The 16,739-nt window shown below is 30.4% G+C and carries 12 protein-coding genes; all 12 read right to left on the minus strand.

What is annotated here, in order from left to right; all coding sequences use genetic code 11:
- Window positions 1-255: 255 nt before the first annotated feature.
- Window positions 256-405, minus strand: a complete 150-nt coding sequence (locus tag ABID14_RS08135; RefSeq protein WP_354368957.1) for a hypothetical protein — start codon at window positions 403-405, stop codon at window positions 256-258.
- Between the two features lie 66 nt (window positions 406-471).
- Entirely contained in the window at window positions 472-693 is a 222-nt protein-coding gene (locus tag ABID14_RS08140) for a hypothetical protein (RefSeq protein ID WP_354368959.1), read from the minus strand.
- Window positions 694-797: 104 nt separating this feature from the next.
- A complete protein-coding gene (locus ABID14_RS08145) occupies window positions 798-3,323 on the minus strand; it encodes a thiopeptide-type bacteriocin biosynthesis protein (RefSeq protein ID WP_354369030.1) in 2,526 nt (841 codons plus the stop codon).
- An 8-nt stretch (window positions 3,324-3,331) separates the two neighbouring features.
- Window positions 3,332-3,565: a hypothetical protein gene (locus ABID14_RS08150; protein ID WP_354368961.1), complete on the minus strand. Its 234-nt coding sequence runs from the start codon at window positions 3,563-3,565 to the stop codon at window positions 3,332-3,334.
- Window positions 3,566-3,977: 412 nt separating this feature from the next.
- A complete protein-coding gene (locus ABID14_RS08155; protein ID WP_354368962.1) occupies window positions 3,978-5,330 on the minus strand; it encodes a uracil-xanthine permease family protein in 1,353 nt (450 codons plus the stop codon).
- A gap of 220 nt (window positions 5,331-5,550) precedes the next feature.
- The gene (locus ABID14_RS08160; RefSeq protein ID WP_354368964.1) at window positions 5,551-6,870 is read right to left on the minus strand and encodes a uracil-xanthine permease family protein; all 1,320 of its coding nucleotides are present in this window, start codon (window positions 6,868-6,870) and stop codon (window positions 5,551-5,553) included.
- Window positions 6,871-7,001: 131 nt separating this feature from the next.
- Window positions 7,002-8,327, minus strand: a complete 1,326-nt coding sequence (gene ssnA / locus ABID14_RS08165; protein ID WP_354368966.1) for a putative aminohydrolase SsnA — start codon at window positions 8,325-8,327, stop codon at window positions 7,002-7,004.
- Window positions 8,328-8,355: 28 nt separating this feature from the next.
- Entirely contained in the window at window positions 8,356-11,397 is a 3,042-nt protein-coding gene (gene ygfK, locus ABID14_RS08170) for a putative selenate reductase subunit YgfK (RefSeq protein ID WP_354368968.1), read from the minus strand.
- Between the two features lie 432 nt (window positions 11,398-11,829).
- Window positions 11,830-12,762, minus strand: a complete 933-nt coding sequence (gene arcC / locus ABID14_RS08175) for a carbamate kinase (protein ID WP_354368970.1) — start codon at window positions 12,760-12,762, stop codon at window positions 11,830-11,832.
- A gap of 61 nt (window positions 12,763-12,823) precedes the next feature.
- Window positions 12,824-14,143: a YgeY family selenium metabolism-linked hydrolase gene (locus ABID14_RS08180; protein WP_354368972.1), complete on the minus strand. Its 1,320-nt coding sequence runs from the start codon at window positions 14,141-14,143 to the stop codon at window positions 12,824-12,826.
- Between the two features lie 115 nt (window positions 14,144-14,258).
- Window positions 14,259-15,464: a knotted carbamoyltransferase YgeW gene (ygeW, locus tag ABID14_RS08185; RefSeq protein WP_354368974.1), complete on the minus strand. Its 1,206-nt coding sequence runs from the start codon at window positions 15,462-15,464 to the stop codon at window positions 14,259-14,261.
- 13 nt (window positions 15,465-15,477) lie between these two features.
- The gene (dpaL, locus tag ABID14_RS08190; RefSeq protein WP_354368976.1) at window positions 15,478-16,719 is read right to left on the minus strand and encodes a diaminopropionate ammonia-lyase; all 1,242 of its coding nucleotides are present in this window, start codon (window positions 16,717-16,719) and stop codon (window positions 15,478-15,480) included.
- Window positions 16,720-16,739 lie beyond the last annotated feature (20 nt).

Genomic DNA, 16,739 nt, shown 5'->3' on the forward strand with positions numbered 1-16,739 from the left:
TCCTCCTGGTTGTTTTATTTTTTGCTTAAAAACATTGTACCAGTTTTGGTTTCAAATGACCTATTCTTTTTACACAATTATATGGACTTTATCTAATACTTTATATTCATATCACTAAGAAAAATAATATTACATATATTTTTATTTTTTAAATTATTAGTAATGTCATAAACCAATCTATTTAAAAAAGAATTCTTATTATTGCTTCCTACTATTAATAATATCTTCTTCATAATTTATTCACACCAGTAAAATTTACTTGCGTAATTTTTTAGATAAAAAATTATATATTATCCACAGTATAATAGCGATAATAAAACCAGTAAAATAATCTTTTGTTATAGTTATAATTAACATACCAAGCAACATACTTATAATTATCTCGACTGTTTTGTAAAGATTCATTTTTTTTACCTCCAATAATTATAATTAGATATCAATTGAATAAATTCAATTGATATCTAATTTAATTCATCTCATTGTACAAGCACAAGATCCTGTCTCTGGCGGTGGACTTGGACATTTCCATTTTTCTGTCGTACAAGCTACAGAATAACATTCTCCAGAACAACCTTGTAGATAACTGGAAACTACGATAGATGTTACTACTGAAACTGTACCAGTTCCAGATGGTTTTACATTGTCATTATCTTTAGAAATGTTTAAATCTAATTCAAAATCATTTAAATCCATACAATTCTCCTTTATTACTTATATAATTAATTAAACACACTACATTTATGTTTAATACCCTTTCTAACGAAACATTTTAACCTCCTTTTTAAATTTATGTAGAATTATATATCTGTAAAATCTAATAATCCTTCTCCTATATTTATTAGATCTTTTCTTTTTTCTTTATATTCTTTTCTAAATTCTTTTTCTATATTATCTCTATTAAGAAGATCAAATAAATCGTTTAAATTATGTGAAACTGCCATATATAAGTTAAATATTTCAAAAAAATAAATTTTCTCTATATCAATATCTTTATAATATCTAAGTGTCTCTATTACAAGTTCAGAGCTTATTTGTGAATATTCTTCAAATAAATATATAAGTTCATCTCCACCATACCTATTTATTTCTCTCTCATAGCTATCTAATTCAACTTTATTTATAATATTTATTGAATATAAACTCTCTAACCACTTATCTATTGTTTTAAATTTCTCCAATGCTTCATCTTGATCTTTAAATTTGAATCTAAGTCTTATATGAGGTCCATATGTATCCTCATATCTAATAAAAAACCAAGTAGGATTTCCTAAATCGTGAATTATATCTAAATGTCTAGTTAAAAACTCATTAATCCTATTACCTAAGCCATATAATTTAAGGTAAATCCAACCATCTTGAAAAGGCATAAATATTTTATTTTTTGATTCTATATTCAAACTAGAATCTATACTAGTATTCGCAACTTTATATTCCTCTTGAATAAAAGAAAAGACAAATTCATTTAAATAAACTCTATTTTTTTTATCATCTACAAGACTATTTTTTAACCCAGGCTCAATTTCTGTCAATTTAATCTCGCCTGTTTTCTTGTAGGTAGAATATAATAATTCTAAGCTTTCCTCTCTATTTAAATCTAACATTAACCTATTGTCGTTTTCACTTAGGTAAACTAAGTCATCCATCGTATATTCTTTTTTTAAATTTAACAAATCTCTTTTAAAGTCATTATATTTTTCTTTACTTAAATTTAAATAATCAAATTTCCACTTTTTTAAAGATATAATAACTCCTTCGAAATATATTCTAGGACTGTATATGTAATTTTCTGTTCCAAGTGCAAATATTCTATTTACTGGTACATCTTCGTTTAATGAAGATAGCTCATATAAAAGTTGATACAATTTACTATTTAATCTAGTATTTAGCATATTGTCTTTTATAAATTTTAATTTTTTATTTAATGATTTTGATTTAATATAAAAGTTTTCTTTATCATCAAGGCCAATAACTAAATCATCAATCATTAAAGATTTATTTTTATTCCCAGCTAAACCTATTGGAAGGTAGTATTCATAATTTTTAGTATTGTTAACTACATTTGATGTTCTTCCAGATGCAGTGCATTCTCTAAGTTCTACCTCTATATAATTATCTTGTATTAGTTCTCTTGATTTTTTATATATTTTGTTATACTCATCAAAGTCTTTTTTTACAAAAGAATCGCTAAATCGCTGAAACATTGAGCCTTCTTTTGGAGAGCCTCCATTGGGACCAACTATTAAATCGTAGGACTCTTTTGATTTAGTTATGTATAAATTTAAGTCAAATCCCTTTGTAAGATTTAGATTACTATTATTGATATCTTTAAAATCATTTTTTGTAAAATATACTTCTTCACCATTAAATATAGCTTTTTCTATTTTATTTGTAATTATTTTACTAATCTCTTTTTCTCTATCACTTTGATTATAAGAATCATTTAAATAGATAAACCCATTAAATTTATTTTCATCAATTATCTCAATTAAATTAACTTCTATATTACTTCCGTATTTTTCTATAAACTTATTTTTAAAGTTATCTAAAAATCCATAATTATTAATTTCAGGGCTAATTTTAGAAAACTCATTAACAAAATTTTCTATCTTATTTTTTAATTTACTATCTAGTATTTTACTTGAATATTTACACCCAGTATTAAGTTCTATATAATTACTAGATTTATTTAAAGATTTCATAATATTATAAATCTTTTCTAAGGTACTTACTTCTCTACTTTTCTTATACTCACTAAATAAAGAGTTCAACTTTTTTAAACTATCAGTAATATCTCTAGCCTCTGTGATTCTTTCTAAGATCTTTATTAAATAAGCTAATATATCATTGCAATAAGCTGGAAGTCTTAAATTAGTAAATAAATATTCATTTTCCATTAAATTTTTAATTGTATTGTGAATAAGTAAATCATCTACATCTTCATATTCATTTTTTATAATATAAAATAAATCGCTATATTTAATAAATTTTTTGGAGTTGTTTTTTACTAATTTTACGAGATTTGTGAATCTAATGCTATTTTCTTTAATTTCTTTTGAACTATCTTGTAGATTTCCTCTATTTGAAAAATAAGGATTTTTCAGTCTATCTCCGCTAACATAGCAAATATCATTAAATTTTAAATATAAATTTTTAAATATTGTTGAGTCATCCTCTAATTTTTTTATTAAACCATTAGGCCAATCTGTATCTACTTTAATATCTATTATTATATCTTCTTTATTTATACTTGTTTCTAAAGCAAACTCTCCAATAGATACGTTTGCAAAAAATCCATAAGGGGTTGGTCTTGTACACGCCCTTATGAAATATTTTAATAAACCTTGACATAAACCTCTATACTTTTTTCTTTTTTAGGTTTATTAATATACGAATAATAGAGGGACTTTGAAGATATTAAGAGAGCATTTTTAAAAAATTTATCTAAAAATTCATTTTCTGAAATAAATTCATAAATATCTTTGTTTGACTTCTTATATTCTTCCAAATAATGAAAAGGAATAGCTGGAGTTCTAATCATAAAATAATCCCAAATATCATAAGACATTACTTCACCTCAACTCATTAATTTTACATTCTTTTGTATAACGTTTCCTAATTTTAGAATAGCAGAACATTTTATATTTGTCAATAATTGTTACATAATTATGAACATAGATTACGATAAGAAATCTTTATATTATTAATTAGTATTTTTAGCCACTTTATAGCTAATAAATAAAATTTAATAAAAAGAATGACACTATAAGAGGATTTCATTTAAGATTTACTATTTACTAAATATATTCTCTCCACCAGAAAGAGAGCCACTCCATGTGTTCACTGCCACTCACCTATTCTTTATGACATTTGAGAAGACTTTTATATAAAAAAATATTTTAACAAATTTCTTTAAGTCTTACTTTTATTATTTTTCATTAAAAAATAGAGATGATATACTCATCTCTACTCACATATTTTTATTTATTTTCATAAGCTTTATCTTCTTCTGTTTTTGGAAGAATTAAGCTCAAAATCAATGCTATTACAAATACATTGGCTACTGGATTTCCTGAAAACACATCTCTTGCAAGTTTGGGTAATTCTTTATATATTTCTGGCATTTGTGTAAATCCAATTCCTACACTTAATGAAAGGGATGCTATTGTGGTATTTCTTGGTGTAAATCCACATCTTGCTATCATACCCATTCCACTTACAACTATTGAGCCAAACATCATAATTGTTCCACCACCAAGTACAGGCTCTGGAAGTGTGGAAAATATTGCTCCTATAGGAGGGAATAGACCTGCAAGTATAAGTGCCAATGCTCCAAACATTATTGTAAATCTATTTACTACTTTTGTCATTGCGACAAGTCCTACATTTTGACTAAAGGAAGTTATTGGTGTACATCCAAAACAACCAGAAAGCGTACTCATAAAACCATCACATGCAAGTGAACCTTGTATTTCTCTTTCTGTTATGTCTCTTCCTAATCCACCAATACAAACTGCTGTAGTATCACCTATAGTTTCAGCTGCTGATACCATAAATACAACTACAAGTGCTATGATTGCACTTAAATTAAATTCTGGCACAAAAGGCATAAATTTAGGAAATGCTATCAATTTACTTTCAACGATAGGTGTAAAGTCTATAATACCTAAATACATTGATAGTAAGTAGCCTACAATTAATCCAAATAATATAGATAGTTGTTTCCAAAATCCTTTTGCAAATATATTAAATAACAAACAAGATACAAGTGTAACTGTGCCAATCATTACATTTTGGGCAGAACCAAAATCTGCTGCTCCATTTCCTCCACCAAAAGATGCTGCTCCTACTCCCAAAAGTGAAAATCCAATTGATGTTACTACACAGGCTGATACAATTGGCGATATAAATCTTCGCCAATATTTTGCACAAAGACCCAAAATTCCTTCTATGCAACCTCCTACAATTATTGCTCCAATCATAGTTTCATAATTAAATGTTGTTGCTACATAAATTAATGATGCCAAGAATGTAAAACTCACTCCCATAATTACAGGAAGTTTTGCTCCAATTTTCCAAACTGGATATAACTGAATTAAAGAGCCAAGTCCTGCTATTAGCATACAATTTTGTATCAACATAGGTAGGTCGATTTTTAAATCTGGATGGGCTGCCGTTGCAGCACTCACTACAAGTATTATAGGAACTAGATTTGATACAAACATTGCAAGTACATGCTGTAATCCAAAAGGAATTGCCTTTCCAATAGGAACCCGTCCATCGAGTTTATAAATATTTTTGACACTTATATTGGAATTTTTTTCATTTTTCATAAATACTCTCCATTTTTATCAATTTTTATATTAGTCTAATTTTGCATTAATTTCTTAAAAAAACTTTCTAATTATTAGCACCAATTTAGTTTTTTATAATAATCAATTTACTTCTTGATTTGCTTTTGCCCTCAGTAATTATTGATAGAAGTCATAAACTTTACTACAGCATATTAATTTTTTGTCCATATATTTTACTATTCCATCTTCAATAAAAATATTATTCTAGTGTTTCTTTATCTTCAGATATTAAAATATTTAATAATATTGCAGTAAGACATGCAATTACTATGCCTGAACCACCAAAAATAAGTTTTAGAGCTTCTGGAAAATATTCCATAGCTGCTGGCACAGATGATAGTCCCATTCCAAAAACAAGTGACAAACCTATTATAAGTTTTGATCTATCTGTAAGTGGTTTTTGTGTAAGTATATCTATTCCTGTCAATGTTATTTGTGAGAATATAATTAGTGATGCTCCACCTATTACAGGATGTGGAATTGTCGATACAATGGCTCCAAGTTTAGGAAGAAGACCTGCAAGTATTAAAAATATTGCACCACATGCTACTACAAATCTACTCATAATTTTTGTAAAAGCTACCATACCAACATTTTGTGAAAATGAGGTTGTTGGCATCCCATTAAAAATTGCAGCAAAAACTGAACTAAGTCCATTTGCAATAACAGAACCTGATAACTCATCTTCTGTAGCTTCTCTACCTGCACCACCAACTGTGATACCTGAAACATCGCCCACAGTTTCAACAGCAGTTACTATAAACATTATAAGCATAGGAATAATTGCACCAGCTTTAAATTCTATTCCAAAGTGAAATGGTGTTGGTAATGCAAACCACGCTGCTTCTTTTACTGGTGTAAAGTCAACCATACCAGCAAAAATCGCAACGATATATCCGATTATTATTGAAATAAGTATTGAAGATGTCTTGACTGCACCTTTTCCCTTTTGATTCAAAACTACTGTAAGTATTAAAACTATAAGTCCTACTCCCCAGTTTTTAAGTGAACCAAAATCAGGTGAACCTGCTCCACCAGCTAAAGAATTAATTCCTGTAGGAAGTAGTGAAAGTCCAATAGTTAAAACGACTGTACCTGTAACAATACTTGGGAAAAATTTTCTAATATGCTTTAAGAAATACCCAAGCACTGTACAGAAAATTCCTCCAACAAGGGTTGCTCCAAGAAGTGCTGGAAATCCAAACGCATTTGCAATTGCAATATTAGTTGTCAAAAATCCAAAACTCGCTCCCATTACTACTGGAAGTTTTGCTCCAGTCTTTCCAATTGGATGAGTTTGCATAAGTGTTGAGACCCCAGCAATAAACATTGCCGACTGTACTAGTAGAACCAAGTCATGACCAGTTATTCCACAGATTCCTGCAATAATCATACATACAGTAATGTTTCCCAAAAACATTGCAAAAACATGTTGTAATCCTAGAGGTATTGCCTCTCTAAGTTCTGGAACTCCATCAACATCGTACTTGTTCCTATTTACTACTTTTTCTTTTGTCATAATCGTGCCCCTTAATTAATAATATTCAAATTAGAGATTCTAATTCTTTACTGAGCCATTATACTAGAAAATTTAATATAGCAGATTAAAATTCTAAAAAACTACATTAATTTTTCACTATACTCATAATTTTAAACGTGTTTCCAAATTTCTTTTGCTCTTTCACGAGATTTTGCGTGAATTTCTTTTTGGTCCACTTTAACTATAATTTTATCCTTCATCACAAATTCACCATTTATAATTGTATCATTTACAAGTCTTCCTGTAAGACCAAATAGAATATGCCCACCCCAATTGTCTTTGGTAAGTGGAGTATAAGGATTGTAATCAAAAGTTATTATATCGGCATATGCGTCCTTTTTTAAGACTCCAATATCTTTTTTAAAATATTTAGAAAATATTTTAGGATTGTTTTTAAACTGAATATCTAAAGTTTCTCCAAAACCTTTTGTAGGATCACATGCATTGTGGGATAATAAAATATTAGATACTTTCATAGAATCGAACATATCATTAGTATAAGCATCTGTACCCATACCAACAGTAATTCCTTTTTCTAACATTCTCAAAATTGGAGGGCATCCTACTGCATTGTTCATATTTGATTCTGGATTAAATATTACAGGAGTATTGTGTTCTTTTAAAATATCCATTTCTCTTTCATTTATATGCACTCCATGAACAGCAAGAGTATTTTCAGTGATAATACCAAAATCGTCTAATCTTTCAACAACTCTTTTGCCATGTTTTTGTACACTATCCCATTCATCTTCTATACCTTCAGCTACATGAACATGGTATCCATCATATAAACCAGCCATAGCTTCCTGTGCTTTATATAAAGTTTCATCAGAAAGTGTAAAAGATGCATGTAAACCAAACATTGCCTTTAGCATATCGCCGTTATCATCTTTTTTACAAGCTTTTATCCATTCAATATTTTCTTTAATTTCTTTATCTCGAATTTCTTTTCCATCTCTATCTGAAAGCTCATAGCAAAGAGAAGTTCTGATACCTAATTCTTTAGCCGCTTCAGCTAATTTAAATAGAGATCCTTCTACAGAATTGGGCCCAGAGTGGTGATCGACTAAAGTTGTGACCCCATTTTGAATTGATTCCATGTAAGTTGTCATTGCATTTAGTTTTACATCTTCCAATGTCAGAGTTCTATCTAAAGTCCACCACAAATTTTCAAGCACATTGAAAAAATTGTCTGTCGGCTTTGAAGCTGCCATGCCTCTTGCATATGCTGAGTATATATGTGAATGTCCACATATCATACCCGGCATAATCAATCTGTTTTTTACATCAATTATCTCCTCATCAGGATATTTTTTCGTGATTTCTGCTGCATCTCCAATGTCTGCTATTATATTTTCTTTAATATAAATAGCTCCATTTTCATAAAAGCTATTATTTTCGTCGTTTGTAATTATTACGCCATTTGTTAAAATCATGTTTTACTCCTTTATAGTTTCGAAAACATTATTTATTTAAAGCTTCTGTTGGACTAATGTAATGCGGATATTTTTCTTCTAATACTTTTATAAATCTTAATATATCCTCAGACAAATCTTTTTCTATATTTTTAGTTTCTATTATATTTCCGTTTTCTATTCTAACTTTGTAATTTCCATCATCAAGCTTCAAGAAACCAACATTTGTTGAATCTATGAAATCTTCTTCTGTCCAGAAAACAGTAAATTTATCTTTGTATGGATTTCCTGCATGTGGACAAAATACTCCACAGTTACCACACTCATTACACATTCCATCTAAATGTATAATTTGATGTAGATTATCGTATCCATCTACTTCTATATATACATTGGCTCTATTAGGGCAAACTTCTGTACAAATTTCACATATTTGATCGCATTTTAAGCATCTTTCGCCTTCTTGTGAACCTTCTTTTTTCTCTACAAGTATTCCTCTTTTTTCATATAATTTTTTACTTTCTTCTTTAACTTCAAATTTTTTGAAATCATTGCCTAGATTTTCTTTTTTTAGAATATCCAGTGCTACAGTTTTAGCATCTCCCATTGCTTGTACAATTGTAGATGCTCCACTTTTACAATCTCCAATTATATATACATTTTCTATATTACTTTCTAGAGTTTTTAAAAGTTTGGGCCTATTTTTGTCGTCTAAATTTATGCCATTTTCTTCAAATTTCGAAGTATCTACTCTTGCCCCAGTTGCCCCAATGACACTGTCAAATTCGAGAATAAGTTCTTCACCAGTTGGCACCACTGCTCTTCTGCCAGAATTATCAAAATCACCAAGTTTCATCTTGTTACATTTTAAAATTTTTCCATCATATTCCACTGGTGCAACTAATTCTAAAATTTTATGCCCTTCATTTTTGACATCTTCTACTTCTTCTTGAGTTGCAGGCATATATGCTTCAGTCCTTCTATAAACCAAAACAACTTCTTCTACTCCATTTTGTCTTGCAGCTGCTCTTGTACAGTCCATTGCAACATCGCCTGCTCCAACTACTGCAACCTTTTTGCCAAGTGGCGATTTTTGCTCCATTCTTACATACCACAAGAAATCTAGAGCATCTATTATATTCTCGCTGCCTTTTTCTACTGGAGATATTCCTTCTTTCCAAGCTCCAGTGGCAACAATTATATAGTCAAACTCTTTCTTTAAATCTTCATATTTTTCAGTTACTTCATGATTAAATTCAAATTTAACACCTTGTTTAACTGCAATATTATAATCTCTTTCAATTTCCTCATCTGATATTCTAAATTCAGGGATTATATGACTGACTATTCCATAAGGTTTAGCTAATTTTTCATATACAGTAACATCTACACCATTTCTTCTAAGATAAGATGCTGCAGCAATTCCACCAGGACCTGCTCCAATAACAAGAACTTTTTTATCAGATTTAATTTCTGTCTCTTTTATAGTTTCAATAAATTTATCTTGTGCATTTTCAGCAGCTATAAGCTTCATGTCCCTAATTTGCATTGTCTTTTCATAATCAACTCTTGTACAGTGATCTTGACAATAATGTGCACAAAGCTCACCCAAAATAGTAGGTGCAGTGTTGTCATTTGCAATAACTTCAAAGGCCTTGTCATATTCTTTTTGTTGAACTAATTTTAAATACTCTGGAACTTGTTGATTAATTGGACAGCCACCATCTTTACAAGGAGCCTTATAACAATCAACTAAAGGAAGCAGAGAGTCTGTTTTTCTTGATTTAACTTTTTCTCTATATAATTTATTATTTTTCCAATCATTTATTATTTTATCGCGAAGCTTTGTAATTTTATAAACATCAACACCAGTATATTCTCTATCTAAAAGATTTTCAGTTTCTTTTGCCAGTTGATTAAATCTCTTGTAGCCGCCTGGTTTTAAAATAGTTGTTGCTACGGTTATAGGTTGACCAATAGCTTCAAAGATTTCTTTTATATTTCCTGCATCAGCACCACCAGAATAAGAAATAGGAAGTTTTCCTTCGAATTTAGTTGATAACATTGCTGCCATTGAAAGTGTTAGAGGAAGTAGTGCTCTACCAGACATATACATTTCTTCTGATGGCAGTTCATTTCTTTTAACATCAACTGGGAATGTATTTGTGAGTTTTACTCCAAAAGCTAGATTTTTTTCTTCTCCAAGTTGCATAAGTTTTTCAATCATAACAATAGCATCTTCATATTGTAAGTCATTTTTAAAATGATGATCAGTAAAAGAAATATAGTCAAAGCCCATACCATCTAAAGTTTTACGAGCATATTCGTAACCTAACATTGTAGGATTACATTTAATAAATGTATTTATTTTCTTTTCTGTCAAAAGATATGTTGCTATTGCTTCAATCTCGTGAGCAGGACAACCATGTAATGTAGATAATGTTATTGATGTACAAATCTCTGGACTAATACTGTCCAAATCTTCTAAATTAAATTTATCAAATAAATTTATATTTTCTTTTAGATACTCTCTACACTCTTTGTAAATTTCAGTATTTTTTGCATTTTTAAGTCCTTCAATATAGTTGTCAATCTTTTCAGATTTTATACCTTCTAAGTCATATCCACAAGACATATTGTATGCAAAATCTTTCTCATCAGAAATGCCAAATTCCTTAGCGAGAACTTGTATAAGAAAATATGCCTTAATATATTCCGAAAACGCTTCTGGAACTGTAAGTTCTGTTGACCACTCACAGTTATAACACTCATCTTCTGCAAAAATACAAGGTCTAGCAACAGCTTTTTGAATCTCTTCTCCGTCCATTATTTGAACAGTTTTTAGTTCAATAAATCTTGAACCTGCCAAATATGATACTAAAATATTTTGTGCAAGTTGTGAATGTGGTCCAGCAGCAGGCCCCACACAAGAAGAAATTTCATCTCCAAATATAGTTTTTAACTTAGTATTAGCCTCATTTTTGTAAAAAGAATCTTTTCTAAGCCCAAAAACTTTTTCTTCATTTTTATATTCCTTTAAAGCCCAATTGACTAATTCACTAAAGGGCAGCGGTCTCATAAATTCACTCATTTTTAACCTCCCGTTCAATTGAAATAATAAAATTTTACATTCAAAATATACAATAAAATACAATTTTTATCTAAAACTGTATATTAAAATATTATAATCTTTTTAAAACAATTACAATTTATTTCTTTAAAAATTTTGCAAAAACTAAATCTAAAAATAAATATACTTAGGTGTTCAAAGGATTTGTAGTAGGTATAACGATTTCAAAAAATATTAAAAAAATTTATCTACTTGTTTTTTAAGTTTAGATAATTTTCATTTTACCAATCTATTTATAATATAGATAAAAATTAAATTGAAATATCATACTTTGATATATGGATTTACCACTTTAGTTTATTTTAAAGTGGCAATCCTATATTTTATAAATGAAATAAATTACTTTTAGCTTTCAAATAAAATGTAATTAAATAATTTACTTAATCTTAATGATTATTTTATCCAAGTACCTGTTTTCCCAGCCAAAGCTTCGTCAGCACTCTCTAATGAAGTTATTAAAGCTTTCCTTTCAGGTTTTGATTTTACAAAGCTCATTGCAGCTTCAACTTTAGGTAACATAGAACCAGGTGCAAAATGCCCTTCTTCTATATATGTTTGGCACTCATCTATAGTCATTTCACTGAGCCATTTTTCATTTTCTTTACCAAAATTTATTGCTACTTTTTCAACTGCAGTAAGTATTACAAGTACATCCGCATCCATTAATTCTGCCATTTTTGCACATGAAAAGTCTTTATCTATTACAGCAGCAACACCTATATATTCTCCATTTTCTTCAACTACAGGTATGCCACCCCCACCACATGCAATGATGACATTTCTTGCATCATACAAATCTTTAAGTGATTCTTTTTCTACTATATCAATAGGTTTTGGAGAAGCGACAACTCTTCTGTAGCCTCTTCCTGCATCTTCTTTAAATTCATAATTTGATTCTTTTGAAATTTTTTCAGCTTCTTCTTTTGTATAAAAAGCTCCTATTGGTTTAGTTGGATTTTCAAAAGCTCGGTCATTTTTATCTACTAAAACTTGAGTTATAATTGTAACTACAGGAACATCTCTATTTATTTGTTTAAATTCGTGCCTAATTGCATTTTGTAGATGGTAACCAATATAACCTTGACTCATTGCACCACATTCTGGAAAAGGCATTTTAGGAATTGAATCATCAACTTTATGTCCTTTTTCCATGGCCAAATTTATCATTCCAACTTGTGGTCCATTGCCATGACCAACAATAATCTTGTTGCCACTTTCTACTAAACTCACTAAACTTTTCGCAGTTTTTTTGACTGCTATTTTTTGCTCTTCAGGTGAATTACCAAGAGCGTTTCCACCTAGAGCTATCACTATTTTATATCCCATATGCGTCTCCTAAAAAATATAAGAGAGGGGTTTGTAACCCCTTCTTTATATGAATTTTTAATTATTTTGTATATTCTAATGGAAGCACGGCATAAGTTGCAGCACAAGTAACTAAGTCTTGTTTGAAAGTCACTTCATTAGGTGCGTGTGCTTGATCTTCTGCTCCTGGTCCAAATCCAATTACAGGAATATTATGTCTTCCCATAATAGCAACTCCATTTGTAGAGAATGTCCATTTGTCTGTTAGAGGAAGTTTACTTCTCTTTTCAATTTCTTTTTCAATATTTGGAGCAATTCTCTTTTCTCCATAAAGGCCTATATATGCTCTTTCTAAAGCTTTAGTAACTTCGTGGTCTTCAGGTATAACCCAAGTTGGGAAATATGCTTCTTGTTCGTAGCTAAGTCCTGTCCAAGATGGTCTTGCATAATTATACATTGTAACTTTTGCACCATACTTCTTAGCTGATGGCAAGTTTTCTATTTCTTTGATACAAGACTCCCAAGTTTCACCAGCTGTCATTCTTCTGTCTAGTGATATAGCACAAGAGTCTGCAACTGCACATCTTGATGGTGAAGTATAGAAAATTTGAGATGTTGTTACTGTACCTCTTCCAAGGAAGTTAGCTTCTTTATATTCTGGATTATATTTTTCGTCAAGCATTTTAACTAAACCTTTTATTTCAACTGAGTCATCAGCTGGATTTTCGTTTAGTTGTTCGATTTCATTAAGTATTTTTGCCATTTTATAAATAGCATTATCTCCACGTTCAGGTGCAGAACCATGACAAGAAACCCCTTGTACTTCTACTTTCATTTCCATACGGCCTCTTTGACCTCTGTAAATACCACCATCAGTTGGCTCAGTAGAAACTACAAAATCAGGTTTAATATTTTCTTTTTCAATCATGTATAGCCAGCAGTTGCCGTCACAATCTTCTTCTTGAACTGTACCTGTAACAAGAACTCTAAATTTATCATTCAAGAAACCTAAATCTTTCATTATTTTGGCACCATAAACAGCAGATACTATACCACCTAATTGGTCAGAACCACCACGTCCGCCAATTACATTTTCGTCCTCGTATCCTTTATATGGATCAAAATCCCAGTTATCGATATTTCCGATACCTACTGTATCAATATGTGCGTCAAATCCAATTTGAACCTTTCCTGTTCCCATTTCTCCAAGTACATTGCCTTGTCCATCAATCCAAGCTTTATTGAATCCAACTTTTTCCATCTCTTCTTTGATTCTTTTTGCCTTGTCTCCTTCTTCGCAAGATTCTCCTTTTAATAAAATCAAATCTCTTAAAAAAGCATTCATATCTTTTGAATATTTTTGGGCTGTTTCTTTAACTAAATCGTAATTGATTTCTGTCATTGTTTTTCTCCTTCTTTCAGTAATTCAAATAAGTAATGAGGCAAATCTAAAATACGCTAATAAATAACTAAAATATTATTAAATAATTTATTTAGATTTGCCAAAAATTCAATTATTAATCTTCTTTATCTTTAAGTCTTTCTTTACCTTCGTCTAAGAGTTTATTTAATGTTTCTACAGGATTTTTAACTTTTTGTAAGAAAATCATAGCTGCTATAATATATGGTTTAAAGCTTGCTTCTTTATATAGAGGCACTCTATATCTATCAAAAACTGATGCATCAACTTCACCATGTTCACATGAAACTCCAGTTATATCAGCTGGAAGGCAGTGCATATAAAGAGCTTTACCATCTTTAGTTGTTTTCATGAGTTCTTCAGTAGCAGCCCAGTCCATATGTTGTTTATTTTGTTCAAGTAGTCTTTGTTCTAGTTCATCGATGCCTTTTTGATCTCCCTTGCCATAAAGTTCAGTTCTTTCTTCCATAGCTGCAAATGGAGCCCAACTTTTTGGATAAACTATATCTGCATCTTTAAAAGCTTCTTCCATTGAATTTGTCTTTGTGAAGCTTCCACCAAATTTTTCTGCATTTTCTTTAGCAATTTCTTCAACTTCTGGCATAATTTCATATCCTTCTGGGTGAGCAAGAACTACATCCATGCCAAATCTAGTAAACAAACCTGAAATACCTTGAGGCACTGAAAGTGGTTTGCCATATGATGGAGAATATGCCCAAGTCATGGCAACTTTTTTACCTTTTAAGTTTTCAACTCCGCCGAATTCGTGAATTACATGTAGTAAATCTGCCATAGCTTGAGTTGGGTGGTCTATATCACATTGAAGATTTACAAGTGTAGGTCTTTGTTCTAGAACTCCGTCTTCGTATCCTTCTTTTACATATTCAGCAAAGTCTTTCATATATTTATGTCCTTTGCCAATATACATATCATCTCTAATTCCAATTACATCCGCCATAAATGAAATCATATTTGCAGTTTCTTTAACAGTTTCACCATGGGCAACTTGTGATTTCTTTTCATCTAAATCTTGAACTTCAAGTCCTAGTAAATTTGAAGCAGATGCGTAAGAAAATCTTGTTCTTGTAGAGTTATCTCTGAAAAGAGAAATAGCAAGACCAGAGTCAAAAATTTTAGTAGAAATATTTTTCTCTCTCATTGCTCTTAATGTATCAGCAACTGTAAAAATAGCATCTAATTCTTCACCTGTTTTGTCCCAAGTGTGAAAGAAGTCTTCTTGATATAGATTTTTGTAATCTAAACCTTCTAGTTTTTTAAGTAAATCTTTAATTTGATCTGTCATGTTTTTCTCCTTTTTATCTCATTATTTTATAATTATAATTTTCTTTATTAGTATAATATCCATCCCAAACAACGCTTCTATAATGTGCAAAGTCGGTATCGCCTTCAGTACTAAAAAGTAGTACTACTGAATTTTCATCTAGTTTTAGCTTTTCTTTTATGTCTTTTAAATCTTCTCTTTGTAAGATTTCACTTAGTGCTCCCATAGTAGCTGCACCTGACTCACCTGAAATTATTCTTTGGTCATCTTTTAAAGGATTACCTAATATTCTCATCCCGCGAGCGGCAGAATTATCTGGAACTGACAAAAATGCGTCTGCATAAGAATTGAGAACTGGCCAACCAACTGTCACAGGTTCACCACATGCAAGCCCTGCCATAATTGTGTTCATTTCTCCAGTTACATTGTGGATTTTGCCATCATTTGCCTCAGCTGTAATAAAATTACAATTAGCTTTTTCAGGTTCTACAACTGTAATAAATGGTTTGTTCTCGCCTTGTAATATAGAACTGAAATAACCAGTTACACCTGTTGCAAAAGAACCAACTCCTGCTTGAACAAAAATATGTGTAACTTTTTCGCCCAATTCTTCTAGTTGATCTTCCGCTTCTTTAGCTAAAGTTGAATAACCTTGGATAATCCATGTAGGAATTTCCTCATAACCTTCCCACGCAGTATCTTGAACCATTATCCACCCTTTTTCTTCGGCATATTTATTTGCAAGTCTTACACATTCATCATAGTTTAAACCATTCATGATGTCGCACTTTGCACCTAATGCTCTAATGTTATCTCTTCTTTCAAGAGCAGATCCACTTGGCATTATTACCACACTTTTTTGATTTAATTTATTTGCAGCCCAAGCCACACCTCTGCCATGATTGCCATCTGTAGCAGTTACAAATGTCAAATCACCAAGCTTATCTTTTACTTCTTGAGAGGTTAATTTATCAAAAGGCAAATCGTCAATGTCCATATCCAGTTTATTTGCTATGTATTTTCCTATAGCATATGAACCTCCCAATACTTTAAAGGCATTGAGACCAAACCTGTAAGACTCATCTTTAACAAATATATTTTTTACGCCAAACATTTTAGAAAGATTTTCTAATTGTACAAGTGGCGTCACTTTATACTGCGGAAAACTTGCATGAAATTTTTGAGCTTTACTTGTCACATCTTGATTTATAAAACTAAGATCTGCTTTTTCATTTTCCATAGTATTATTAAGTACTATTTTATAACTCTCTTCCATTTCGAACTCCTTTCCCAAAC

The sequence above is a fragment of the Peptoniphilus olsenii genome (assembly GCF_040545475.1).
GTDB lineage: Bacteria > Bacillota > Clostridia > Tissierellales > Peptoniphilaceae > Peptoniphilus_A > Peptoniphilus_A olsenii.